Source organism: Janthinobacterium sp. GW456P (assembly GCF_002127655.1).
GTDB lineage: Bacteria > Pseudomonadota > Gammaproteobacteria > Burkholderiales > Burkholderiaceae_D > Janthinobacterium.
The window spans coordinates 156,570-180,011 of record NZ_NEHB01000006.1; the positions used below are offsets into that span (position 1 = coordinate 156,570).

A 23,442-nucleotide genomic window follows, 5' to 3' on the forward strand; every position below is an offset into this window, starting at 1 on the left:
CGCGCGCGTCCGTCAGGTCGCGAGCTGGGCCGCCGGCCTGGCATCGTGCGCATACATGTAGTTGCGCGACCAGGGCAGGGTGGAGGAACGCCGGCCCGCCTTCACGCAGACGATCTGGTACAGGCTGATCAAATCTTGCTCGAAGGCATAGGCGCAGCCCGCCAGGTAGACGTGCCAGATGCGGAAGCGCCGTTCGCCCGCCAGTGGACGGATCTGCTCGGCATGGGCTTCGAAATTTTCCGTCCACAGGGCGCAGGTGCGCGCATAGTGGCGCCGCAGGTTTTCCACGTCGAGCACTTCCAGCCCCCCTTGCTGCATGGTTTTCAGGACATTGCCGATATGGGCCAGTTCGCCGTGGGGAAACACATATTTTTCGATGAATTCGCCGCCGCCATATGGCGTCTCGCCATTCTCCGGGTCGGTCGAGGTGATGCCATGGTTCATCGCCATACCGTCCGGCGCCAGCAGCTTGTTGATGATGGAAAAATAATCGGGCAAATGTTTCAAGCCCACGTGCTCGAACATGCCCACGCTGGTGATGCGGTCGAACTGGCCCGTGACGTCGCGGTAGTCTTGCAGGCGGATGTCGATCAGGTGGGCCAGGCCGGCCGCCGCCACGCGCTCGCGCGCCAGCGCGTACTGGTTTTCCGACAGGGTCACGCCCACGCAGCGGGCGCCATATTGTTGCGCGGCACGCATGACGAGCGCGCCCCAGCCGCAGCCGATGTCGAGCAGGGTCTGGCCTGGCTGCAGCTGGATTTTCTTCAGGATATGGTCGATTTTCTTGACTTGTGCCTGCGCCAGCGTTTCATCGCCGTGTTCGAAATAGGCGCAGGAATACACGAGGGCGGGATCGAGAAATTGTTCATAAAACGCGTTCGACACGTCGTAGTGGTAGCGGATGGCTTCGGCATCCTTGCTCTTGTCGTGCGTAAAGCTGCGCACGATGCGGGCCAGCTTGCCTTCCGGTTTCAAGGTGCTGCGCGCCAGGGCATTGCAGATGGAAATCATGTCCTGGGCCGTGCCCTTGACTTCGATATTGCCTTCCACATAGGCTGAACCCAGGTTGGCCAGCGAGGGGTTCAGCAGATAGCGGGCCGAGGCGACGGTCGGCAGGCGGATGGTGACACGCGGCGCTTCACTGGACAGGTCGACATGCTGGCCGTTCCACAATTCTATGCGCAGCGGCAATGCGGTCTTGCTGCGGATGCTGGCGATCCAGGACTTGAGTTGGTTTTGTACAAACAAAATAGCCTCCAATGAAGCCGCCCCAGCTGGGGCGGCAAATTGAGAAACAATGTCATTTAGTAACTTCTACCCTCATAGCCTACACTTATATTGACCAGCTTGCTTTGCGCCGCCTTGGCTATCCTGCTTATGGTTGCAAGCGTTGCATGCTCCATTGCCCGTCAGCACCGCGTGTAAACACGATGCGGTCGTGGAAGCGTGAACGGCGTCCCTGCCAGAATTCGATGCGTTCCGGCTGCAAACGGTAGCCGCCCCAGTGGGCCGGGCGCGGCGGTTGCGCATCGCCGACGGCGGCGGCCACGGCCTCGTAATTGCGTTCCAGCGCGTCACGGTCGGCGATAGGGGCGCTTTGCTGCGAGGCAATGGCGGACAGCCGGCTTTGCACGGGGCGCACATTGAAATACTCGTCGCTCTCGGCCGCCGTGGTTTTCACCACCGTGCCTTCGATGCGCACTTGCCGCTCCAGCTCGCGCCAGAAGAACAGCAGGGCGGCGTGCGGGTTATGCGCAAGCTGTTGGCCCTTGTCGCTGTGGTAATTCGTGTACCAGGTAAAGCCGCGCTCGTCGAACTGCTTGATCAGCACGATACGCGAGCTGGGCTTGCCGTCGGCACTGACGGTGCACAAGTCCATGGCATTTGGCTCCATCACCTGCGCGTGAACGGCCTCGGCAAACCATTTCTGGAACTGGGCGATGGGATCGGCCAGCAGGTCCGTCTCGCTCAGGCGCGATTGCACGTAATCGGTGCGCATGGCGGCCAGCACGGCGGCCGGGTCTGCCTGCACGGGGTCTTCCGGTGCATCGGGCGCGATGCCGCGGCGGCGCTGCATCGCCGTGCCCAGCTGCTCCATCTGCTGCGCGCTGAACAGGCGCTTGGCCATCGGCGCCAGCTGGCCCTCTTCCTTGGCCATGTGGGCCTGGTAGGCAGCCACATAGTCGCGCACGCCATGGGCGGACAGTTGCACGCCCGTGCCGGCGGCGATGGCATCGAGTTCCGGGCGCAGGGTCAGCCAGGCCTGGTCCATGCGCTGGTGGTCGGCCAGGATGTCCGGAACCAGGGTCACCAGCAGGGCCGCATCGTCGCCCGTGGCCGTCGCCTGCAGCATGGGCATCAGGTCCTGCTCTTCATCGTCATGGTGCAGATGGGCGGCTTGATTGAAATATTGCAACACTGCCTTGGCCGCCTGCTGCGCATCCGCCGTGTTGCCGTGCTGCACCAGATGGGCCAGCAGGTTTTGCAGAGTCGTCAGTTGCTTGCGGATCTTGTCGTGGCAATGCTTGAGCACGGCGATGGGCTGGTCAAAGCCGGGAACGGAGTCGAACAGGGGAGAGGTCATGGCGAGTTCTCGTGGTGAACGGTGTGGGGGCGCGGCGACAAACGGAGCTTGTCGCTGTGTCAATCCGGCTATTTTAGAATATCCGCCAGCGCAGTGTCCGTTAAAATGGCGCCATGCATACCTCCACCAATGAACTAATTTCCATGGACTTGACCGAGATCGATTTTGAACGGCGTTTCGGCGGCATAGCCCGCCTGTACGGCGCCGCCGCGCTGGAACGTTTTCGCGCGGCCCACGTGTGTGTGATCGGCGTGGGCGGCGTCGGTTCCTGGATTGTCGAAGCGCTGGCGCGCAGCGCCGTCGGCCGCCTGACCCTGATCGACCTCGACAATGTTGCCGAATCGAACATCAACCGCCAGATCCAGGCCATGAGCGACACCATCGGCAAGGCCAAGATCACGGCCCTGGCCGAACGCATCGAACTGATCAACCCGTTTTGCCAGGTCACGCAGATCGAGGATTTCATCACGCCCGATAATCTGGACCAGTTGCTGGGCGGGCGCGATTTCGACTACCTGGTCGACGCCATCGACAATGCCAAGGCGAAAGCGGCCGTGATCGCGTATTGCCGCGCGCGCAATCTGCCCATGCTGACCATCGGCAGCGCGGGCGGGCAGACGGACCCGACCCTGATCGCCGTGCGCGATTTGTCGAAGACGGAGCAGGAGCCGCTGCTCAAGCGCGTGCGCAAACTGTTGCGCACCGAATATGGCTTTCCGCGTGGCGTGAAAAACAAATTCAATGTCGATGCCGTGTTTTCCATGGAGCCGTTGAGCACGCCCGAGAGCGCGGAAGCGTGTGCCATCGATGGCAGCACGCCCGCCGGCGTGACGGGCTTGAATTGCGCCGGCTTCGGTTCCAGCGTGGTGGTGACGGCCAGCTTCGGCATGGTGGCGGCCGCCCATGCGCTGAAAAGCTTGCGCCAGGACAAACTTGCCGCCGTGCCAGTGACAGTGCCGGACGCCGCCTAGGTCACGCCGCTTCAACCAATTTCCGGCTGGCCAGGATGCGGTAGTCGCCGCTGCTTTTCAGCGATTCCACCAGCACCAGCTCGTCCGCCTGCCAGGCGATGGGCGCGAAGTCCTGGCTTGCCGGCGGCGGTGCCTGGCGCGCCAGGGTCACGTGCGGCGTAAAGCGGTCGTGCTCGAAGCGGGGCGCCAGCCCCTGTTCCGCCAGGGCGCGCATGCAGGCCGCGCGCAAGGCCAGCAGGGCGGGCGACGGCTGCGCCAGGGCGGCCCAGGCCAGCGCCAGCTGCGTAAAATGGCTGGCGTGGTCGAACAGCAAGGGCATGGGGCGCGCCGGCAATTGTTGCAGGATATCGCGCAGGGCCGGCAAGTCGCTGGCCGGGCGCTGGCCCAGGAAGGCCAGGGTCAGGTGCAGTTTTTCCGGGCGCACGGGTTTGCCTTGCAGGCGCGCCTGCCAGGCGGCCAGAGCCGCGCGCGTGGCCGCATCGGGCCACAGCGCGTAAAACAGGCGGGGAGCGTGTATATCGGGCGACAAGTTTTTCCTATCGTTGCGGCGGTTTGCTATTATTGGCGTTCCCTGCCGACTTGCATTAAGTAGGGCGTAATAAATTATTGTGATTTCTGACTTCCATACCCGGCGCTCTGCGGTGTTGCCCGCTGCTGACAGTGCTCGCACTGCGTCGCAGCGGGCGCCTTGCAGAGCATCCGGTTCTGTTCGTCATAACTTCACAATAATTTCCCACGACCTACTTGGCCGGGATCTCACCGAAACTCACTGAAAGAATACATCATGACGCGTAGCTCCGTTTTGTTTGCCCTGATCTGCTCCGTCGCCGCGTCGCTGGCGCAGGCACAGGCGCCAGCGCCTGTTTCCGCCTCCGCCGTCTCGCTGAGCCCAGGCCCTGTCGCCGATAAATTGATTCTGATCGACAACAAGGTCGGCACGGGCAAGGAAGCGTCCGCCGGCAGCAACGTCACCGTGCACTATACGGGCTGGCTGTACCGTCCCCTGGCGAAAGATTCGCGCGGCAAGAAATTCGACAGCTCCGTGGGCCGTGGTCCGTTCGACTTCCCGCTGGGCAAGGGCATGGTCATCAAGGGCTGGGACCAGGGCGTGGCCGGCATGAAAGTGGGCGGCAAGCGCACCCTGATCATTCCAGGCGAACTGGCCTACGGCCCGCGCGGCGCCGGCAATGGCGACATTCCGCCGAACTCGGCACTGATCTTCGACGTGGAACTGCTGGACGTGAAGTAATTGTCCAGTTTCGGCAGCGCACCACGTGCGCTGCCGTGAAAAAGCGGTAGACTGGGATTTTCTGATATTGCTGTGGAGACTCCCATGAACATCGCCAACGACGTCACTGAACTGATCGGCAACACCCCGCTGGTGCGCATCAACCGCATCGCCGCCGGCAGTGTGGCCACCATCCTGGCCAAACTCGAATTCTACAATCCCGCGCACAGCGTCAAGGACCGCATCGGCCTGTCCATGATCGTCGCCGCGGAAGCCGCAGGCAAGATCCATCCCGATACCGTCATCGTCGAGCCCACCAGCGGCAACACGGGCATCGCGCTGGCCATGGTGTGCGCCGCGCGCGGCTACCGCTGCACCCTCGTCATGCCCGACACCATGAGCCGCGAACGGCGCATCCTGCTGCGCGCCTATGGCGCCGAGCTGGTGCTCACGCCCGGCAGCGAAGGCATGCTGGGCGCCATCCGCAAGGCCGAGGAACTGGTGGCGGCCGACCCGCGCTATTTGATGCTGCAGCAATTTAATAATCCCGCCAATCCCGCCATCCACCGCGCCACGACGGCCGAGGAAATCTGGCGCGACACGGATGGACAAGTGGACATCGTCGTCGCCGGCGTGGGCACGGGCGGCACCATTACCGGCATCGGCGAAGTGCTGAAGGAACGCAAGCCCAGCCTGCAAATGATTGCCGTGGAACCGGAAGCGTCGCCAATGCTGTCGAAAGGCACGAAGGGACCGCACCCGATCCAGGGCATCGGCGCCGGTTTCGTGCCGCAGATTCTCAACACGGCCATCTACGATGAAATCATCTGCGTGAAGAACGACGATGCGTTCGCCACGGCGCGCCTGGCCGCCAGCGATGAAGGCTTGTTGGTCGGCATCTCGTCGGGCGCCGCCCTGTGGGCCGCGCTGCAAGTGGCGCGCCGTCCGGAAAACGCGGGCAAGACCATCGTCACCATCATCCCGTCGTTCGGCGAACGCTACCTGAGCACGGCCTTGTACGCGGGACTGGGCGACTGATTTTTATTAAATAGCAGCGGCAGGTCTATCCCTTCCGCCAGCGCCCGGTTGCCCGCGTCGCCCGGGTGCAAGTGGTCGCCCGAGTCGTAGGCGGGCAGCAGGCGCTGCGGGTTCGCCGGGTCGCGCGTCAATGCGTCGAAGTCGAGCACGGCGTCAAACAGGCCGCTGGCGCGTATCCACGCATTGAGTTGCTGGCGCAGCGCATCTTTATCAAGCTGGTAGTAGTCACTGAGTGGCGTGCCGGGCAGGGCGCCAGCGAATGGCGTCAGGGTGGCGCCGACCACGCGCACGCCGCGGCTGCGCGCCTGCGCCACCAGCTGCGCGTAGCCGCTGCTGAATTCCTCCAGGGTGGGACGCTGTTCCCGTGGCGCGAACGCCGTGCCGGGCCAGCTGATGTCATTGATCCCCAACAAGACGACCACCGTGCGCACGCCCGGTTGCACCAGCACGTCGCGCTCGAAACGGGCCAGGGCATTCTCGCCCATGCCGTCAGACAACAGCCGTCCACCGGAAATGCCCGCATTGATCACGGCCACGCCCTGCGGCGCCAGGCGCTTGGCCAGGAAATCGGGCCAGCGCGCATCGATCCCCAGGCTGGCGCTGGCGCCATCGGTGATCGAGTCCCCGAGGATGGCCACGGCTTGTGCCCCCGCCGGCGCCTCCACCTCGATGGCACTGAGTAAAAGGCGCGCCGTGGTGGTCTGCGCGCCGGGCGCGTCATCGATGCGGAGGGAGCGCGTCTGGTCCAGCGGCGCGATCCACGCCGTCTCGCGGCCATCCCAGTGAAACGTGGCAGTCGCGCTGGGCCGCGGCAGGTGGACGCTCACCGTCAGCCGGGCCAGGTCCGGCACGGACAGCGCGACGGGGTCGCTGACGAGCGGCGCACCCGGCGCCATGGTGGCCGAGGGCTGGCCGGAAAACGTCAGCGTGCGCAGGCTGCCCGCTTCGATGGCCGAACCGGAAGCGGCCAGCGCCACGGTGGCCGCGCCGATGCGCAGCGGCACCTTGCCATATGCATTCGACAGCACGATGCGCACGCGCGGGCCGCCCACGCTGATGCGCGCCACCTGGCGCACGGTGTGCCCGTGCAGCACGGCGGGCACGTTGGCGGGAAGCACAAAGTCGCTGCCCCACACGGCTTGCGGGCTGGCTGTCCAGCTGGCCAGCCAGGTGGAGGCGGGGGCTGGTGCAGGTTCGGCGTTGGCGGCCTGGGCAGGGCTGGCGCTGAATGCCAAGCTCAGCAGGGCGGCGGGGAGGACGGAATATCGTTGCATGGCGGCTCGCTTTATCTAGAGGAATGTGTGCATGATGCAAGCAAAGACATTTATGTACTAGACTATCCTACCGAAGAACATTTATGAGTTGAATTCACAATGGCCAGACTGGAAGTAAACCGTTCCGGCGAGCTGGAAGTGTTTGTGCGCGTGGTTGAGCTGGGCGGCTTTTCCGCCGCCGCGCGCGCCTGCGGCATGACGCCGTCGGCCGTCAGCAAGCTCGTGTCTCGGCTGGAAGAGCGCCTGGGCGCGCGTCTGCTGAACCGCTCCACGCGCCAGCTACAATTGACGGCCGAAGGCTGCGGCCTGTACGAACGGGGCAGGCAGGTGCTGGCGGCGCTGGACGAGGCGGAGCGCTGCGCGGGCGTGCAGGATGTGCCGCGCGGCAAGATCAGGATCAATGCGAACGTGCCGTTCGGCCAGCATTTTTTGTTGCCGCTGGCGCCGCTGTTCCTGGAGCGCTATCCCGAGGTGACGCTCGACATCGTGCTCACCGATGCCGTGGTCGATATCCTCGAGCAGCGCACGGACGTGGCCGTGCGGGCCGGTCCCCTGAAAAGTTCGAATTTACTGGCGCGCAAGCTGGGCCAGACGCGCATGGCGATCGTCGCGGCGCCAAGCTACCTGGCGCGGCGCGGCACGCCGCGGGCAGCGGCCGAGCTGGCCTCGCACAACTTGCTTGACGCCAATTATGCGCGCGCCCGCTCGGGCTGGCCGCTGCGCCTGCCCGACGGCGATGTCGTCGTGCCAGTCGTTGGCAATGCGCAGGCCAGCGATGGGGAAGCCTTGCGGCAACTGGCGCTGGCGGGGTTGGGACTGGCGCGCCTGGCGGCCTTCCAGGTGCGCGCCGATATCGCGGCCGGCCGTTTGCAGGCCGTGCTGGAAGCGTTCAATCCGGGCGACAGCGAAGACGTGCATGCCGTCTTCGTGGGGCAGGGCGGGCATGTGCCGCTGCGCGTGCGCGTTTTTCTCGACTTTCTGGCGCAGCATGTCGACCTGGCTTGATGCGATAGGCTGCAGGCGGGCACGGCCGCGCAGTACAATATCGGACGGGCCGCAATGGTTCGGCCCGTATTGTGCCTTTGAATGGAAATATGTTCCTGGTAAAACCTGAACGCCGCCGCCTGCTGCAGGTGGGCGCAACCGTGGCTGTCATCGCGCTGGGCCTGGCCTCGCGCGCCTATCCCCAATTCCTCCCCGCAGCGCTGGGCAAGTATCCGGGCGACGCCCTGTGGGCCATGATGATCGTCTTTGCGCTGGGCGCCCTCGCCACGCGCATGCGCACCTGGCAGCTGGCAGCGTGGTCCTTGCTGATCTGCTTTGCCGTGGAATTCGGCCAGCTGGTCCAGACGCCCTGGCTGGTCGCGCTGCGTGCACATCCGCTGGGGCACCTGGTGCTCGGCTCCGCCTTCGGTTGGGGCGATTTGATCGCCTACACGGCGGGCGTGGCGATCGCGGCGCTGGTGGATAAAGCGGCGCTGTTCAGGCGCCGCTAGCCATGGGGGCAGTTCCTGCGGAATCGGCATGCGTCCGATTGGGACGCATGCCCCTGACAGGACTCGCCCCCTAAGTATCACTTCACGTTACCCTCGGCATCGCGCAGTTCCACGGGCGCCAGCTTCAGCTTGGACAATTGCGGCGCGATCTTCGCCTGGTCGCCCACGCCGATGACGATCAGCTTTTCCGGCTGCAGGTATTTTTTTGCCACCTGCTGCACCTGCTTGTCCGTCACGCTGGCAAAGCGCTGCGGCAGGGTCGCGTAGTAATCGAGGCCCAGGCCGTAGATATAGGTGTTGGCCATGCTGGCGCTGATGCTGGCATTCGTCTCGAACTGGCCCGGCAAGGACAGCACCTGCGAATTGCGCGCATTCGACAATTCCTTGGCCGTCAAGGGTTTGGCGATCATGGCGCGGATTTCCTTGAAGGTTTCTGACACGGCCGCGCCCGTCACATCGGTGCGCACGCCTGCCGCGATCGAGAATGGTCCCGGCTGGCTGCGGTACTGGAATTGCGAGCGCACGCCATACGTGTAGCCCTTCTCTTCGCGCAGATTATTGCTCAGCCGACTCGTGAACAAGCCACCCAGCGCCGCGTTCATCACTTGCAGCGGCGCGTAGTCGGGCGTCGCGCGGGCCACAGCGATGGTCGACAGGCGCACGGCCGTCTGCGGCGCGCCCGGCTTGTCGACGAGGATCAGCCTGGCTTTCGTCGTGGCCGGCGCCGCCGTCACGGACGGTGCCACCGTGCCCGCCTTCCAGCTGCCGAACTTGGCTTCCGCCAGCGCCTGCAATTGCGCCGCATCAATGTCGCCCGAGACGATCAGCGCTGCATTGTTGGGCACATAATGCTGCTGCCAGAACGCCTGCAGGTCGGCGCGGCTGGTGGCTTTCAGGGCCGCTTCCGTGCCCAGCTGGATAGTGCCGTACGGATGTTGCGGGCCGTACAGGGCCGCCGCTTCCACGCGGGCCGCCACGGCCCCCGCGTTTTCGCGCTGCTGCGCCAGTTCGCCGATGCGGCTGGCGCGCTGGCGTTCCACTTCATCTTGCGGGAATTGCGGGTGCTGCACCACGTCGGCCAGCACGTCGAGCGCTTGCGGGAAGGTGGTTTTCAGCGACGTCAGCTGGGCGAACGAGGCATCCGCGCCGGAACCCGTGCCCAGGAAAGCACCGAGTTGCGCCACGTCATCGGCGATCTGCGGGGCACTGCGCGTACTGGTTCCTTCCTGCAGCAATTGCGCCGTGAAACCCGACAAGCCTGGCTGCGCCAGCGGATTGGCGCCCGAACCGCTTTTGATGACCAGCTGGCTGGAGACGAGCGGCACGGCCGGGTTGTAATTGTGGATCACGGTCAAGCCATTGCTCAAGGTGAAGGATGTCGCTTGTGGCAGCACGATCTTCGGTGCGGGACCGGCCTTCGGCACGGCATTGCGCCACGGCTCGTCCGCATTGATGGCCGTGCCTGGCGCCGGCTTGACCTTGCCCGGCGCCGGCGTCGCCACTTCCGGACCCAGGTCCGGCTTGCCCGGCACGCCATACACGACCACGCGCGCCTGGTTTTTCAGGTACGTGTCGACGGCGCGCTGCACGCCGGCCGCCGTCACCTGGCGGTAGCGTTCGATATCCTTGCCCAGGTAGCCGGGGTCGCCCAGGTACTGGTTGTACTGGTTCATCATGTTGGCGTTGCCGCCCACTTTTTCCACCTGGCTCAGCATGGCTGTTTCGATGCTGTTGCGGGCCCGCTCTATTTCCTTCTCGCTGGGCCCCTTGGCGCGCAATTGCTCCAGCTCCGCCTGCATGGCCTGCTCGATTTCCTCGGGCTGGTGGCCGGGGCGGGCCGTCACGTCGAGGGTAAACACGGAAGCGAGGGCGTTCGAGCTCTGGTTGGCGCCCACGTCCTGCGCGATCTGCTTGTCGTACACCAGCGATTTATACAACCGGCTGGACTTGCCGCCGGCCAGGATTTGTGCGGCCATCGACAGTTCCGCATCATCCTTGGCGTAGGCGGACGGCGTGAGCCAGGCCATGAAGACGCGCGGCAGCTCGACCCGGTCCTGCACCACGATGCGGCGCTCCTGCGTGATGGGTGGCGTCACCACATCGGGCTTGGCCACGGCGGGGCCGCTCTTGAAGCTGCCAAAATACTTGTTGACCAGTTCCTTGGTCTTGGCCTTGTCGATATCGCCCGCGATCACCAGGCTGGCATTGTTGGGACCATAGTATCTGGTGAAGAATTCCTTGATGTCGGCCAGTTTCGCGTTCTGGATGTCCGCGTGCGAACCGATGACGCTGGCGTAATATGGGTGGGTCTTCGGAAACAGCTGGTGGTACAGCGCTTCCTGCACGATGCCGTAGGGCGCGTTTTCCACGCTCTGGCGGCGCTCGTTGCGCACCACGTCCTGCTGGTTCGTCAGCGCCGTCTGGTCGAGCACATCCAGCAGATAGCCCATGCGGTCGGAATGGGCCCACAGGGCCAGTTCCAGCTGGTTCGACGGCACCGTGTCGAAATAATTGGTGCGGTCGAAATCCGTGCTGCCGTTCGAATCGGTGGCGCCCGCGCCCTCGAGCAACTGGTCGGCCATGCCGCGCGGCACGTGCTTGGTGGCGGCAAACATCATGTGCTCGAACAGATGCGCAAAGCCCGTCAAGCCCGGCGCTTCATTGGCCGGTCCCACGTGGTACCAGATGTTGACGGCCGTGACGGGTAATTTATGGTCTTCCACGAGGATCACGTCCAGGCCGTTCGGCAAGGTGTATTTTTCGTAGGCGACATTGGGCACGGCCGTGGCTGCCGTCGCGGCAGCGGCGCCGGCGGCGTGGGCGAGGGTGAGCGGGGCGCCGTACAGCGACAGCAGCAGGGCGGGAATGGCCAGCAGTTTGATCGGTTTCATGCATGCTTCCAGGCTAGGGTGGGGAAGACGCCGCGGCCCGCTCGTGGCTGGCGCAGCGGGACGTTACTACGGTTGATACAGCAGGGCCGCGCCGCCCAGCACCAGCAGTGCGCAGGCGAGCGAGACGATGGCCGCCGCGCCCAGCAAACGCCATTCGCGCGGCGTAAAAAGGGGAGCAGGCGCGGGCGCTTGCGGCACGGGCTGGGGCATGGCGGCGGCTGGTTCGGGCGGCAAGCCGCCCGTGGCGCGCGCCTGCGCGGCCAGCGCCTGGGTGGCGGCGTCCAGCAGGGCCAGCTGGCGCTCGACGGTGTCCGCCAGCACGGCTTCGTTCAGCGCCACGAGGGCGAATATCGGATCATCGACGTCGACCTTGATGCCCGTCTTGTCGAACACGTGGCTGCGCAGTGTGTGCCGGTCCATCTACCACTGCACCTTGTCGAGCTGTTCGAAGATGTCGCGGTAGACGACCTTGATGCGCTGCTTTTCCATGATGTTGAACTTGTCGTTCTGCAGCACTTCCTGCATCGTCAGGCGCGCCGTGTTCATTTTTTTCACGTCGGCGCCGAAGGTGTCGGGGTTGCGCTGGCTCAAGGTGATGCTGCCTTTCACGCGCGCGCGGTTGTCGGCATACGATTGCGATTCGACGAATTGCTTGCCGGACGCCGATTGCAGCAGGCCGAAGTGTTCGTTTTGCCACAGCACCAGCGGCACTTTCGTCGCCTGGGCCGTCGCGACAAAGCCCGTGGCCGTGTCGTGCAGGGTATCGCCGCCGCCGACGATGGTGTGGATGTACACCTTGCGGCCCGATTCTTCCAGCAGCGAAAAACAGTCGTTTTCCAGCAGGTAGCCCATCAGCGGCGAAAACGTGTTCGCGCCATTGTCGATCACGCAGTTGCCGTCCGTGTCGAGGATATCGATCATCAGCGCGTCGAAGCGTTTCGGATCGATGTTGCGCGCATCCGTCATCACGGGCACATGCTTGACGTTCATCGCCTTGTAGCGCGAGAAGGTGGCGTTTTCCTGGTCGGTGTCGTAGCAGCGCAGAGGCGTCTCGTCCTTGCCGCCTATCCACTGGGCCAGCAGGGTCGAGACGAGGGTCTTGCCGATGCCGCCCTTGCCCTGCAGGATGAAATGTACCGTGTTTTGCATTGCGACTACTCCAAGTTGTTGCGTCAGTGACAATCAAAGATCCGTGACAGCGGCGATGGCGCCCGGCCAGGCCACGACTGGCATTTTTACCACAATCCTTTGCAAAGATGCCATGCGCGCGCGCGAATCTGGTTATGATGATAATCAGGATACCATTGATACAAAGCAAGTTTTGTGTGAAAAATGCACCCCAGAGTGTGAACGAGGACGCAGTGCCGATCTCCAGTCTCGATAAAGCCGACATTGACCGTTTGAATCAGCAAGCCCTGTCCTGTCTGATCGGCAACCGCCGCCAGGCACGCCGGCTGGCGCAGATGGCGCTGGCGGCGGCGCAACGACAACAGTATGCGCGCGGCGGCGCATATGCGGAACTCAATCATTGCTGGCTCGCGTATTACGCGGGCGAGGCGGAACCGTCATGCGAGCGCCTGCGCGCGTATTTCCAGCACAGCGGCGACCTGGAAGGGGGCATGGAAGTGGCCGCCCTGCAGGGCGCGTACGCGAGCCGGCGCGGCGACTTTGCCGATGCCGAGCAGCATTTTCTGCAGGCGCGCAGCCAGGCCGCGCAGATTCCCGACTCGCTGCACAAGTTCATGCTGTACGCGCGCCTGGGCGTCGATGCCCTGAACCGTGGCGATACGCAGGACGGCCCGCGCAATTTCCTGCTGGCGCTCGACATCGCCGAGCGTTTCGGCAGTCCCGCGCACCGGGTCAACAGCCTGTCGAACCTGGCGTCGTCGCAGCATGACCTGGGCAACGATGAAGACGCCATCCCCCTGCTGGTCGAGGCGCTCGACATCATCGGCACGCAAAAGCTCAAATACCAGCAAACCATCGTTTCGGCCAACCTGGCCATGTGTTTATTAGCCACCGGCAAGCCGGCCGAGGCGCTGGCGCTGGTCGAGCCGTTTTACGAGTGGCCGGAAGAAGACCTGGCCGTGCGCGCCTTTTTGTTCTGCATCGCCGCCCACGCTGCCATCCTGCTGCGCCAGCCCGAGAAGGCCTTGCAATTGCTGCTGCGGGCCGAAGACTATGCGCGCCGGGGCCAGGACCTGGAGGAGCAGATGCATGCATGGCTGGTGCGCGGCAAGCTGGACCTGCACGCGGGCCAGACGGCGCAGGCGCTGGCGTCCCTGACGCAGGCGCACAGCCTGCTGAGCTGGACGCGCAATCCGTTTCACCAGCAACAGATCCTGCGCGGCTTGGCCGACATCAATGCCCAGCTGGGCGAATGGCAAACGGCGTACGGTTTCCTGCAGCAATACCAGGCCGCGTACGAGGCCAGCAGCAAGTCGGCGCGCGCCTCGCGCAGCCTGATGCGCAATCTGGAAAAGGAAATGCACAGCCTGAAGGCCGAGCGCGACAAGGCGCTGGAGCTGCAGGCGGCGCGCGAATCGGAAAACGTCAAGCTCGAGCACCTGAACCGTGAACTGGCGCACCAGATCCTGCACGTCAATTCGCTGCAGGACAGCCTGAAGGAGCAGGCCATGCGCGATCACCTGACGGGCTTGTACAACCGCCGCCATTTCGAAACCTGCCTCAATGCCATCCTGCACGAGGCCGATGCGGATGCGCCCGTGGCCATCGCCATCATCGACCTGGATTTCTTCAAGCGCGTCAACGACACCTACGGGCATAATTTTGGCGACGAAGTGCTGATCCAGTTCGCGCGCCTGGTGGAAGGCCAGCTGCGCGGCAGCGATATGGTGTGCCGCTATGGCGGCGAGGAATTCTGCCTGCTGTTGCGCGAAGCCGACAGCCTTATCGCGGCGCACAAGATCGACGACATCGCCGTGCGCTACCGCCAACTGCTGATCCAGCAGGCACCGCACAGCTTGACGGGCTGCACCTTTTCTGCCGGCATTGCCGAATATCCGCGCCATGGCGCCGGCCGCCACGAATTGCTGATGCGCGCCGACAGCGCCCTGTACGCGGCCAAGCAGGCGGGCCGCGACCGCGCCTGCATCGCCGACGCTACTGAATAAAACGCAGCAGTTCCCGCAAGGCGTGCGTCACCGCCTGCTCGCGCACGGCCTGGCGGTCGCCCGCGAACACGAGCCGCTGCGTCTGCACGCGCCCGTCCATGGCCCAGCCGAAACAGACGGTGCCGACGGGCTTGCCCGGCACGCCGCCCGTGGGTCCGGCGATGCCCGTGGTCGAGACGGCCACCTGGGCTTCGCTGTGGGCCAAGGTGCCTTGCGCCATGGCGGCCGCCACTTCCTCGCTGACGGCGCCGTGTGCGGCGATCAGTTCGGCGGGCACGCCCAGCATGCTGGTCTTGGCCCCGTTGGAATAGGTGACGAAGCCCCGTTCGAACCAGGCGCTCGAGCCCGAGATATCGGTGACGGCCTGCGCCACGCCGCCGCCCGTGCACGATTCGGCCGTGGCCAGCAGCAGGCCTTTCGCCTGCAAGGCCAGGCCGACGGCGGTGGAGAGGGGGACGAGTTCCTTGCTCATGGATGGCTCCTGTGTGCGGTGAAAATGGTGGCAAGACTGTAGCATGGCCGACGGTAAAAGAAACTTTCCCCGGTCACAGCGAAAATGCGTACACTCTTTTATACATTTGCTACCACTTCGGGCCGGCAGGCGCTCTGTCGCTGCGCCACCCTGGTGCGCATCGCTCGAACAGGCAGGCGGCATGGTGCCGCGCCTTCATATGCATTATCTTTACTCGGTTGTCATGGCAATTCTGAACTGGACCTGGTGGCATCATCCTGGCCCCCTGCGCTGCCCCGTGCGCGGCGCTGCTCGCCGCTCCCTGCGCTGGGGCTGGCTCATGCTGCTCCTGGGCGTGCTGTGCGCCGATGCGCGGGCGCAGGTGCCGGGGGAGCTGGAACGCCAGGTCAAAGCCGGATATCTGTACAAGTTTGCCGGCTATGTCGAGTGGCCCGATGGCAGCTTTGCCCGGCCCGACTCCCCGCTGGTGATCGGCGTGGCGGGCGCCGATGCGCTGGCCGAGCAGCTCGAACAGAGCGTGGCCGGGCACAGCGTCAACGGCCGCGCCGTGCAGGTGAAAAAAGTGCGCCGCGGCGACGTGCTGGCCGGGCTGCACGTGCTGTACCTGGGCGCGCTGGATAAAATGGCGCTGCAGGATATGCTGGCCGCCAGCCGTGGCCTGGCGTTGCTGACGGTATCCGATTCGGATGAGGTCTACGCGATGGGCAGCATGATCAATTTTGTGATGGCCGACGACAAGGTGCGCTTCGACGTGGCGCTGAAACCCGTGGCGCAGGCGCATATCCGCATCAGCGCGCGCATGCTGCTGGCCGCCTACCGCGTGCAGACGGGAGGCGCCTGATGATACGACTGCGCTCGATACGCCACAAACTGATGTCGGTGGTCTTGCTGACCACCCTGGTGGCGCTCGTCATTTCGCTGGGCACCATCGTCGTCTACGACTTGCGCGCCTACCACCGCAACCTGGTGGCCGACATCAGCACCCAGGCCGAACTGCTCGGGCACATGAGTTCGGCCGCGCTGGCCTTCGACGACGAGCGCCTGGCGCTGGAAAACCTCAATCTGATGCGCATCCGCCCGCGCGTAACGGCCGGCGCCCTGTACAAGGCCGACGGCAGCCTGTTTGCCAGCTACCGCGCGAATGAACGCCTGGGCGAGCTGCCGGCGCAGGCGGGCCAGGAAGGCGTCAGCATCGCGGGCAAGTCCGTGGAACTGTTCAAGCCCATCGTCGACAATGGCGAACTGCTGGGCACCGTCTACCTGCGCGCCGACTATGAACTGGCGGGCCGCACGGCCGATTACCTGGCCATCGCGCTGGGCGTGACGGTGCTGGCGCTGCTGGTGGCCTTGCTGCTGCTGCGCCGCCTCGACTACGTGATCACCCAGCCCATCCTCGACATCGCCGACGTGGCGCGCGAGGTGATCGAAACGGGCGACTATTCGCGCCGCGCGCGCAAGCTCAGCGTCGACGAGGTGGCGCAGCTGGTCGATTCCTTCAACAAGATGCTGGCCGAGATCGAGCTGCGCACGCAGGCGCTGGAGCGCTCGAACGGCGAGCTGGCGCGCGAGGGCGAGCAGCGCACCCAGGCGCAGCAGGAAGTCATGCGCCTGAACCAGGAGCTGGAAGTGCGCGTGCACGAGCGCACGATGCAGCTGGAAATGACGAATGGCGAACTGGCCATGGCGATGGAAGAGGCGCGCAGCGCCAACTATGCCAAGTCGGCCTTTTTGTCGTCGATGAGCCATGAATTGCGCACGCCCCTGAACGCCATCCTGGGCTTCGCGCAAATCCTCAGTTCCGACCGTCTGCCGTCGACCCTCGAGCAAAAGAAGGAGTTCGCCGGGCATATCCTGAAATCGGGGCGCCACCTGCTGACCTTGATCAATGAAATCCTCGACCTGGCGAAGGTGGAATCGGGCACCGTCAGCCTGTCGCTCGAACCGGTGGGCCTGGATGCCATCTTGCTGGAGTGCCGCGACATGATCGCGCCGCTGGCCAGCCAGCGCGGCATCGGCATGAGCTTTCCCGACGCTTGCCCCCTGAACGTGCTGGCCGACCGCACGCGCCTCAAGCAGATTCTGTTGAACCTGCTGTCGAATGCGCTCAAGTACAACCGCGAGCATGGCGAAGTGAGCATCGTTTGCGCGCCGCAGGCGGACGGACGGGTGCGCATCAGCGTGCGCGACACGGGCGTGGGCCTCGACGGCGAACAGGTGGCGCTGCTGTTCCAGCCCTTCAACCGGCTGGGGCAGGAAGGCGGCACGGAAGAAGGCAGCGGCATCGGCCTGGTGGTCACCAAGCGCCTGGTGGAGCTGATGGATGGCAGCATCGGCGTTTCCAGCGCGCCCGGCGAGGGCAGCACCTTCTGGATCGAGCTGCGCGTGGTCGACGCCTTGCCCGCGCCCGACCTGCTGGCCTTGCCGCGGCCCGACTTGGCCGGGGCGCTGCTCGAGCACAGCGCCCCCGTGACCCTGCTGTACGTGGAAGACAATCCCGCCAACCTGACCCTGGTCGAGGAAATCGTCCGCTACTGCCCGCAATTGCAGCTGCTGACGGCCACGGATGGCCGCCTGGGGGTGGAAATGGCGCGCACGCACCTGCCGCAGCTGATCCTGATGGACATCAATCTGCCGCACGTGAACGGCACGGAAGCGCTGAAGCTGCTGCGCGCCGATCCCCGCACGGCGCACATTCCCGTCATCGCCCTGACGGCCAACGCCATGCCGGGCGACGTCGAGCGCAGCATGGCGCTGGGCTTTTACCGCTACCTGACCAAGCCGATCAACCTCGATGAATTTACCGAGGCAATCAACAGCACCCTGGCCTATGTGGCGCAGCAGCGCCGGCAGAAGGGAACAGGCGCGCCATGATCAGCCAGGCCGATATCTATGCGGCGAAAATTCTCATCGTCGATGACCAGGACGTCAATTTGCGCCTGCTCGAGCATTTGCTGCACAGCGGCGGCTACACGGCCATCACCAGCACCCTCGACGCGCGCGCCGTGGCCGGCCTGCACCAGCGCCACCAGTATGACCTGATCATCCTCGACCTGGTCATGCCGGGCATGAGCGGCTATGAGGTGATGGATGCCTTGCGCCCGCTGGAGCTGGAAGGCTACCTGCCCGTGCTGGTGATCGCCGCCGACCCCGACGCCAAGCTGGCGGCGCTGGAAGCGGGCGCGCGCGACTTCATCAGCAAGCCCTTCGACGCGCTCGAGGTGCTCACGCGCATCCGCAACATGCTCGAAGTGCGGCTGCTGCACCGCGCCGCGCGCCACTACAACACCTTGCTTGAACGCACGGTGGGCCAGCGCACGGCCGAACTGCAGCGCTTTCGCGGCGCCATGGACGCCACCACCGACGCCATTTTCCTCGTCGACGTGCTGGGCATGACTCTGGTCGACGTCAACGACGGCGCCTGCCGGCTGCTCGGCTATGCGCGCAGCGAACTGCTGGCGCTGGCGCCCGGCACCCTGCTGCCATCGCCGCCGGCCCCGCCGCTGGCCGCGCTGCCGGGCGGCCCGGCCCACCTGGCCACGGAAGTGACGGAATGCGAACTGGTGCGGCGCGACCTGAGCCTGATACCCGTGGAACTGGGCTGGCACTGGTATGCGCAGGCGCCCGTGATGGGCGGGCAGGCTGCGGGCGGCCTGCTGCTGATCGCCGTGGCGCGCGACATCAGCGAGCGGCGCCAGGCGCAGGAGCGCCTGAAGCACCTGGCCCATTACGATGGCTTGACGGGCCTGCCGAACCGCAGCCTGTTCTACCAGACCCTGGCCCAGGCCGTCGAACTGGCGCAGGAAAAAAGCTGGCGCATCGTGGTGTTGTTCATCGCGCTCGACCGCTTCAAAAGCATCAACGACACCCTGGGCGCGGCGCTGGGCGACGAACTGCTGCGCCAGTTCAGCAACCGCCTGGTCGAATGCGTGCGCCTGCGCGACACGGTGGGGCGCCTGGGCAACGACGAATTCGCGCTGATCCTGACCATGAGCCGCAACCAGCAGGAAGCCGTGGCCGTGGCCAACCAGGTGCGCGAAGCCCTGCGCGCGCCGTTCGACTTGCGCGGCCACGCGGCCACCCTGACGGCCAGCATCGGCATCGCCATGTATCCGGACGACGCCACCGACCCGGAAACCCTGATCAAGTACGCGAATACGGCCATGGGCGGCGCCAAGCAGGCGGGCCGCGACGGCTACCGCTTTTTCACGGCCGGCATGAACGTGCAGGTGCTGGCGCGCCTGGACCTGGAACTGGCGCTGCGCCATGCGCTCGAACACGATCAATTCATTCTGTACTACCAGCCGAAGGTGGATTTGCGCACGGGCCGCATCAGCGGCGTCGAAGCGCTGCTGCGCTGGCGCCGCCCCGGCTACGGGCTGGTGGCGCCGGCCGAATTCGTGCCGGTGCTGGAAGACACGGGCCTGATCGTGCGCGTGGGCGCCTGGGTGATCCAGGCCGCCTGCCGCCAGATCGCCGAATGGCGCGACAGCGAAGTGGGACCCGTGCACGTGGCCGTCAATGTGTCGAGCCGTCAGTTTGCCGAAGGCGACCTGGAAGGCGAAGTGACGCGCGCGCTGACGCGGCACAACGTGGCGCCCGAGCTGCTGGAGCTGGAACTGACGGAAACGGCGCTGATGTCGAACGCCGAGCGCACCATCGTCGTGCTGGGCAAGCTGAAAAAAATCGGCGTGAAGGTGGCCATCGACGATTTCGGCACCGGTTACTCGAGCCTCGCGTATCTGCAGCGCTTCCCCATCGACAAGCTGAAAATCGACATCGCCTTCGTGCGCAACATCACCAGCAACCCGAACGACGCGGCCATCGCGCTGGCCATCGTCAGCATGGCGCACAGCCTGAAACTGAGCGTGGTGGCCGAGGGCGTGGAATCGCGCCCGCAGCTCGAATACCTGCGGCGCAACCGCTGCGACGAGATCCAGGGCTTTTATTTCAGCCGCGCCCTGCCGGCGCTGGAACTGGGGCAGATGATCGCCGCGGGCGCCGGCCTGCCGCCCGGCCACGACCCGGCCGCCCAGCCGGCGCAAACCCTGCTCATCGTCGACGACGACGTCAACGTGCTGTCCTCGCTGCACCGCCTGTTCCGTCCCGAGGGCTACCAGATCCTCACGGCCAGCACGCCGGCCGAAGGGTTTGAAATGCTGGCCCTGCACAGGGTGCACGTGATCGTCTGCGACCAGCGCATGCCCAGCATGAGCGGCACGGAATTCCTCAGCAAAGTGAAGGAGCTGTACCCGGAAACCATCCGCATCATCCTGTCCGGCTACACGGGCCTCGAAGCCGTGCTCGACTCGATCAACCGCGGCGCCATCTACCGTTTTTATACGAAACCGTGGGACGACACCCAACTGCGCGACAACATCCGCCTGGCCTTCCAGCACTACTGGATGGTGAACCAGCCGGGGCTGGCGCGCGTGGCCGTGCGCTAGGACGATTCCTTCTTCTTACTCGCTGAAGTGGTCGAACGACGACAACTGCAAGTCCAGCGGTTGCCCCTGCGCATCGACCAGCCGCAAGCCTGCTTGCGCCTCGATGCGGCCCACGCGCGTGACGGGCGTGCCGCAGGCGATGCCCAGCGCGGCGATGGCCTCGCGCGACGATGCGGGCGCCGCGAAGCACAGTTCATAATCGTCGCCGCCGGCGGCCGTGTAGCGGCGGCGCAGGCCTGTCTCCTGCCGCGCCAGTATCGGGCCGACCGGCAGGGCGTCGACGTCGAGGGTGGCGCCCACTTGCGACGCCTTTAATATGTGGCCCAAATCTCCCGCCAGGCCGTCCGAAATGTCGATGGCCGCATGCGCCAGCCCTTGCTCGGCCAGCGCGCAACCGAGCGCCACGCGCGGCGTGGGCGTGTGCATGCGCGCGCTGGCAGTGGCCAGGTCGGCGGGCGCCAATTCGTGCTCCATGCGGTAGCCGGCCAGCGCCAGGCGCGCGTCGCCCAGGGTGCCGCTGACCCAGATATCGTCGCCCGCCACGGCCGCGCTGCGGCGCAGGGCCTGGCCCGGCGCCAGTTCGCCGAACACGGTGATGCAGATATTCAAGGGTCCCTTGGTGGTGTCGCCGCCGATGAGTTCGCAATCAAAGGCGTCGGCCAGCGCGAACAGACCCTCGGCAAAGCCGGCCAGCCAGGCGTGCTGCGCCTGCGGCAGGGCCAGGGCCAAGGTAAAGGCCACGGGGCGCGCGCCCATGGCGGCCAGGTCGGACAGGTTCACGGCCAGGCTTTTGTGACCGAGCATGCGGGCATCGGCGCCGGCAAAGAAATGCCGGTCCTCGACCAGCATGTCCGAGGAGATGGCGATCTGCTTGCCGGCGCCGGGCGTGAGCAGCGCGCAATCGTCGCCGATGCCCAGGGTGGCGCGGCCGGGGCGCTGGCGCACGAAATATTGTTTGATCAGGTCGAATTCGGAAAGCGCGTCGTGTGGGGCCATGGCGTAGTGTGTGCGTTGAGTGATGGTGTGGCCCGGCTATTATAGGCTGGCCTACAATACAGGCCTTTGCCACCGCCGATCATGTCCCTATGCCCCTCCACGATATCCACGCCGTGATGCAATCCTATCTTGACGATGGCTGGCTGCGCGATCCGCAAGCCGTCGGCCTGGCCACGTTCACGGCGCCGGAACTGCTGGCGCTCGGGTTTTATGAACTGTGCGATGGCGGCCAGCTGTGCCTGTATGAGGATGAGCGCTGGTTCCGCCGCGCCAGCCGGGCCGTGCAAACATCGTTCAAGGTGTATCTGCAAGGCGGCCGCTTGCATGCGAACGGATTGGAACTCGGTTATCAGGTACGCCTGGCCAGCGTGCTGCGCGCGGCGCGGCGGCCCTTGCCGCCGTATCGCCTGCTGCTGGAGGCAGGGGCGCGCAGCGGTGCGCTGCTGTTCGAGAATGGCCTGGTGCTGCAGTTCGCAGCCAACCTGCGCGGCGCGCAGCGCCATTATTTCCTGACCCTTGTCGAGGGGCAGTTGCCCGACCCTGGCGCGGGCGACCTCGATCTGCGCGCCGCCAGCGAGGGTCATGTCCAGGCCCTGTACGACAGCCGCGACCCTGCCGACCTGCAGCGCCTGGCCCGGCGCGGCAATGCGGCGCTGCGCGAGCTGGCGCAGCTGCTTTCTTAAACCTTCTTCTCCTGCGCCATGCCGTGCAGCAGCTTGGCCAGCAACTGGTCGAGCTGGCGCTGCTCGTTCGCGCTCAAGGCCGACAGCATCGCGCGCTCGTTGTCCACGTGCAGCAGCACCAGCCGTTCGATCAAGGCCAGTCCCTGGGGCGTCAGAGCCACCAGCACGCCGCGCCGGTCCGTCGGGTGCTTCTGGCGTTCGATCAGGCCGGCCGCTTCCAGCCGGTCGATGCGGTTGGTCATGCCGCCCGAGGACAGCATGGCCGCCTCGTACAGGGCCGTCGGCGTCAGGCTGTAGGGCGCGCCCGAGCGGCGCAAGGTCGCCAGCACGTCGAATTCGCCCGGCTGCAAGCCGTGTTCGGCGAACAGGGGATTGAGCCAGTCGCGCGCCATCAGCTGCGCCACCGTGCCCAGCTGGCCCACCAGCTGCATGGCACGCGTATCCATCTGCGGCAGTTCGCGCTGCCATTGTGCGGCGGCAAATTGCGCGCGCGTGTGTTCTTGCGGGGTATCCGTCATGGCGTCGGTATTTATCTCGACATCAAGATAACTTTCTATCTTTATGCTAAGATACTTTTCATCGAGTGATTATCTCACGCATTAAACCATGTGCCTCCCTGCGAGGCAAGGACTACTCTGCCATGCCTGTTGAACGCCCCGTCTCTTCTCCGCTGTCTTCGTCCGCCCTGCTGGTGGCCGCCATCATCCTGCTGGGCCTGAATTTGCGCCCCATCCTGGCCGCCATCGGCCCCTTGCTCGACAGCATCCAGGCCAGCACGGGCCTCAGCAATGCCGACGCGGGCTTGCTGACCACCGTGCCCGTGTTCGCCATGGGCGTGTGCGCGCTGGCGGGCGCCCAGCTGCAGCGCCGGTTGGGCGTGGCGCGCGGCATCAGCCTCGGCATCGCCATCATCGCTGCCGCCTGCGCGCTGCGCTGGCCCTTGCATGGCAGCGGCGGCCTGATCGCCACGGCGGCCCTGGGCGGCCTGGGCATCGCGCTGGTGCAGGCCTTGCTGCCCGCCTTCATCAAGCGCCATTTCCCCGAGCGGGCGGGCCAGTTGATGGGCTTTTATACAACCGGCATCATGGGCGGCGCGGCCATCGCGGCCGCGTCCGCTTCACCGCTGGCGCAAAGCTGGGGTTGGCAAGCGCTGCTGGCCCTGTGGGCGCTGCCCGCCGTGGCCGCCGCGCTGCTGTGGCGCCGCGCCGCGGCCTCGCGCGTGGACGTGGCC

Annotated in this window: 21 protein-coding genes; 11 read left to right on the plus strand and 10 right to left on the minus strand. The window is 65.3% G+C overall.

All coding sequences use genetic code 11. The annotated features are described in order from the left end of the window. Positions 1 to 12: 12 nt before the first annotated feature. Positions 13 to 1,248: a cyclopropane-fatty-acyl-phospholipid synthase family protein gene (locus CBW66_RS08440; RefSeq protein ID WP_086137931.1), complete on the minus strand. Its 1,236-nt coding sequence runs from the start codon at positions 1,246 to 1,248 to the stop codon at positions 13 to 15. Between the two features lie 127 nt (positions 1,249 to 1,375). Further along, on the minus strand, positions 1,376 to 2,584 hold the full coding sequence (gene pdxH / locus CBW66_RS08445; RefSeq protein WP_086137932.1) for a pyridoxamine 5'-phosphate oxidase: 1,209 nt from the start codon (positions 2,582 to 2,584) through the stop codon (positions 1,376 to 1,378). Between the two features lie 113 nt (positions 2,585 to 2,697). Between pdxH and CBW66_RS08450 the strand changes: the two genes are divergently transcribed. Then, positions 2,698 to 3,555 carry a ThiF family adenylyltransferase gene (locus CBW66_RS08450; RefSeq protein ID WP_230492088.1) on the plus strand — a complete coding sequence of 286 codons (858 nt, stop codon included), beginning with the start codon at positions 2,698 to 2,700 and terminating at the stop codon, positions 3,553 to 3,555. Between the two features lies 1 nt (position 3,556). Here CBW66_RS08450 and thpR read toward each other — a convergent pair whose 3' ends face one another. Continuing rightward, the gene (thpR, locus tag CBW66_RS08455) at positions 3,557 to 4,084 is read right to left on the minus strand and encodes an RNA 2',3'-cyclic phosphodiesterase (RefSeq protein WP_170932982.1); all 528 of its coding nucleotides are present in this window, start codon (positions 4,082 to 4,084) and stop codon (positions 3,557 to 3,559) included. Positions 4,085 to 4,339: 255 nt separating this feature from the next. On the opposite strand from thpR, the gene CBW66_RS08460 reads away from it, so the two are divergent. Together CBW66_RS08460 and cysK are read left to right on the plus strand one after the other, a co-directional pair. Then, positions 4,340 to 4,804, plus strand: coding sequence for an FKBP-type peptidyl-prolyl cis-trans isomerase (locus CBW66_RS08460; RefSeq protein ID WP_086137935.1), 465 nt, complete (start codon positions 4,340 to 4,342; stop codon positions 4,802 to 4,804). 84 nt (positions 4,805 to 4,888) lie between these two features. Further along, positions 4,889 to 5,821, plus strand: coding sequence for a cysteine synthase A (cysK, locus tag CBW66_RS08465; protein WP_086137936.1), 933 nt, complete (start codon positions 4,889 to 4,891; stop codon positions 5,819 to 5,821). Here cysK and CBW66_RS08470 read toward each other — a convergent pair. Further along, complete coding sequence (locus tag CBW66_RS08470; RefSeq protein ID WP_086137937.1) at positions 5,782 to 7,095, minus strand: SGNH/GDSL hydrolase family protein; 1,314 nt, start codon at positions 7,093 to 7,095, stop codon at positions 5,782 to 5,784. The two genes, cysK and CBW66_RS08470, sit on opposite strands and share 40 nt — an antisense overlap. A 99-nt stretch (positions 7,096 to 7,194) precedes the next feature. Between CBW66_RS08470 and CBW66_RS08475 the strand changes: the two genes are divergently transcribed. Beyond that, positions 7,195 to 8,100: a LysR family transcriptional regulator gene (locus CBW66_RS08475; protein WP_086137938.1), complete on the plus strand. Its 906-nt coding sequence runs from the start codon at positions 7,195 to 7,197 to the stop codon at positions 8,098 to 8,100. A gap of 89 nt (positions 8,101 to 8,189) precedes the next feature. Beyond that, the gene (locus CBW66_RS08480; protein WP_086137939.1) at positions 8,190 to 8,591 is read left to right on the plus strand and encodes a DUF2809 domain-containing protein; all 402 of its coding nucleotides are present in this window, start codon (positions 8,190 to 8,192) and stop codon (positions 8,589 to 8,591) included. Between the two features lie 77 nt (positions 8,592 to 8,668). Here CBW66_RS08480 and CBW66_RS08485 read toward each other — a convergent pair whose 3' ends face one another. The 3 genes from CBW66_RS08485 to CBW66_RS08495 form a co-directional block, all read right to left on the minus strand. After that, on the minus strand, positions 8,669 to 11,482 hold the full coding sequence (locus tag CBW66_RS08485; RefSeq protein ID WP_086137940.1) for a pitrilysin family protein: 2,814 nt from the start codon (positions 11,480 to 11,482) through the stop codon (positions 8,669 to 8,671). Between the two features lie 66 nt (positions 11,483 to 11,548). Continuing rightward, the gene (locus CBW66_RS08490) at positions 11,549 to 11,902 is read right to left on the minus strand and encodes a hypothetical protein (RefSeq protein ID WP_086137941.1); all 354 of its coding nucleotides are present in this window, start codon (positions 11,900 to 11,902) and stop codon (positions 11,549 to 11,551) included. After that, a complete protein-coding gene (locus tag CBW66_RS08495; RefSeq protein WP_086137942.1) occupies positions 11,903 to 12,631 on the minus strand; it encodes a hypothetical protein in 729 nt (242 codons plus the stop codon). It abuts the gene before it with no gap. Between the two features lie 212 nt (positions 12,632 to 12,843). Here CBW66_RS08495 and CBW66_RS08500 point away from each other — a divergent pair, with 212 nt between their 5' ends. Then, a complete protein-coding gene (locus CBW66_RS08500) occupies positions 12,844 to 14,616 on the plus strand; it encodes a diguanylate cyclase (protein ID WP_230492089.1) in 1,773 nt (590 codons plus the stop codon). Here CBW66_RS08500 and CBW66_RS08505 read toward each other — a convergent pair. Further along, positions 14,606 to 15,088, minus strand: a complete 483-nt coding sequence (locus CBW66_RS08505; RefSeq protein WP_086137943.1) for a CinA family protein — start codon at positions 15,086 to 15,088, stop codon at positions 14,606 to 14,608. The genes CBW66_RS08500 and CBW66_RS08505 overlap by 11 nt on opposite strands. A 223-nt stretch (positions 15,089 to 15,311) precedes the next feature. Here CBW66_RS08505 and CBW66_RS08510 point away from each other — a divergent pair, with 223 nt between their 5' ends. The 3 genes from CBW66_RS08510 to CBW66_RS08520 are packed head-to-tail and all read left to right on the plus strand — an operon-like array spanning position 15,312 to position 20,532. Further along, positions 15,312 to 15,929, plus strand: coding sequence for a YfiR family protein (locus CBW66_RS08510; protein ID WP_170932983.1), 618 nt, complete (start codon positions 15,312 to 15,314; stop codon positions 15,927 to 15,929). Next, the gene (locus tag CBW66_RS08515; protein WP_086137945.1) at positions 15,929 to 17,959 is read left to right on the plus strand and encodes an ATP-binding protein; all 2,031 of its coding nucleotides are present in this window, start codon (positions 15,929 to 15,931) and stop codon (positions 17,957 to 17,959) included. The genes CBW66_RS08510 and CBW66_RS08515 overlap by 1 nt, the downstream gene beginning before the upstream one ends. Next, positions 17,956 to 20,532, plus strand: a complete 2,577-nt coding sequence (locus tag CBW66_RS08520; RefSeq protein WP_086137946.1) for an EAL domain-containing protein — start codon at positions 17,956 to 17,958, stop codon at positions 20,530 to 20,532. Before CBW66_RS08515 ends, CBW66_RS08520 begins: the two co-directional genes overlap by 4 nt. Before the next feature lie 15 nt (positions 20,533 to 20,547). On the opposite strand, the gene thiL is transcribed toward CBW66_RS08520, so the two are convergent. Further along, positions 20,548 to 21,528 (minus strand): thiamine-phosphate kinase, encoded by a 981-nt coding sequence (gene thiL / locus CBW66_RS08525; RefSeq protein ID WP_086137947.1) that lies wholly within the window; start codon positions 21,526 to 21,528, stop codon positions 20,548 to 20,550. A gap of 89 nt (positions 21,529 to 21,617) precedes the next feature. Here thiL and CBW66_RS08530 point away from each other — a divergent pair, with 89 nt between their 5' ends. After that, positions 21,618 to 22,211, plus strand: a complete 594-nt coding sequence (locus CBW66_RS08530; RefSeq protein WP_086137948.1) for a hypothetical protein — start codon at positions 21,618 to 21,620, stop codon at positions 22,209 to 22,211. On the opposite strand, the gene CBW66_RS08535 is transcribed toward CBW66_RS08530, so the two are convergent. Next, positions 22,208 to 22,729, minus strand: a complete 522-nt coding sequence (locus CBW66_RS08535; protein WP_086137949.1) for a MarR family winged helix-turn-helix transcriptional regulator — start codon at positions 22,727 to 22,729, stop codon at positions 22,208 to 22,210. The two genes, CBW66_RS08530 and CBW66_RS08535, sit on opposite strands and share 4 nt — an antisense overlap. Before the next feature lie 122 nt (positions 22,730 to 22,851). Here CBW66_RS08535 and CBW66_RS08540 point away from each other — a divergent pair. Further along, on the plus strand, positions 22,852 to 23,442 hold a 591-nt coding region (locus tag CBW66_RS08540; RefSeq protein ID WP_139843047.1), incomplete at its 3' end, for an MFS transporter.

What these genes read in the sequence shown, in the direction of transcription:
- pdxH (WP_086137932.1), bottom strand. Translation starts at nt 2,584, where the DNA reads ATGACCTCTCCCCTGTTCGACTCCGTTCCCGGCTTTGACCAGCCCATC.
- CBW66_RS08450 (WP_230492088.1), top strand. Translation starts at nt 2,698, where the DNA reads ATGCATACCTCCACCAATGAACTAATTTCCATGGACTTGACCGAGATC.
- CBW66_RS08460 (WP_086137935.1), top strand. Translation starts at nt 4,340, where the DNA reads ATGACGCGTAGCTCCGTTTTGTTTGCCCTGATCTGCTCCGTCGCCGCG.
- cysK (WP_086137936.1), top strand. Translation starts at nt 4,889, where the DNA reads ATGAACATCGCCAACGACGTCACTGAACTGATCGGCAACACCCCGCTG.
- CBW66_RS08470 (WP_086137937.1), bottom strand. Translation starts at nt 7,095, where the DNA reads ATGCAACGATATTCCGTCCTCCCCGCCGCCCTGCTGAGCTTGGCATTC.
- CBW66_RS08475 (WP_086137938.1), top strand. Translation starts at nt 7,195, where the DNA reads ATGGCCAGACTGGAAGTAAACCGTTCCGGCGAGCTGGAAGTGTTTGTG.
- CBW66_RS08480 (WP_086137939.1), top strand. Translation starts at nt 8,190, where the DNA reads ATGTTCCTGGTAAAACCTGAACGCCGCCGCCTGCTGCAGGTGGGCGCA.
- CBW66_RS08485 (WP_086137940.1), bottom strand. Translation starts at nt 11,482, where the DNA reads ATGAAACCGATCAAACTGCTGGCCATTCCCGCCCTGCTGCTGTCGCTG.
- CBW66_RS08490 (WP_086137941.1), bottom strand. Translation starts at nt 11,902, where the DNA reads ATGGACCGGCACACACTGCGCAGCCACGTGTTCGACAAGACGGGCATC.
- CBW66_RS08495 (WP_086137942.1), bottom strand. Translation starts at nt 12,631, where the DNA reads ATGCAAAACACGGTACATTTCATCCTGCAGGGCAAGGGCGGCATCGGC.
- CBW66_RS08505 (WP_086137943.1), bottom strand. Translation starts at nt 15,088, where the DNA reads ATGAGCAAGGAACTCGTCCCCCTCTCCACCGCCGTCGGCCTGGCCTTG.
- CBW66_RS08510 (WP_170932983.1), top strand. Translation starts at nt 15,312, where the DNA reads ATGGCAATTCTGAACTGGACCTGGTGGCATCATCCTGGCCCCCTGCGC.
- CBW66_RS08515 (WP_086137945.1), top strand. Translation starts at nt 15,929, where the DNA reads ATGATACGACTGCGCTCGATACGCCACAAACTGATGTCGGTGGTCTTG.
- CBW66_RS08520 (WP_086137946.1), top strand. Translation starts at nt 17,956, where the DNA reads ATGATCAGCCAGGCCGATATCTATGCGGCGAAAATTCTCATCGTCGAT.
- thiL (WP_086137947.1), bottom strand. Translation starts at nt 21,528, where the DNA reads ATGGCCCCACACGACGCGCTTTCCGAATTCGACCTGATCAAACAATAT.
- CBW66_RS08530 (WP_086137948.1), top strand. Translation starts at nt 21,618, where the DNA reads ATGCCCCTCCACGATATCCACGCCGTGATGCAATCCTATCTTGACGAT.
- CBW66_RS08535 (WP_086137949.1), bottom strand. Translation starts at nt 22,729, where the DNA reads ATGACGGATACCCCGCAAGAACACACGCGCGCGCAATTTGCCGCCGCA.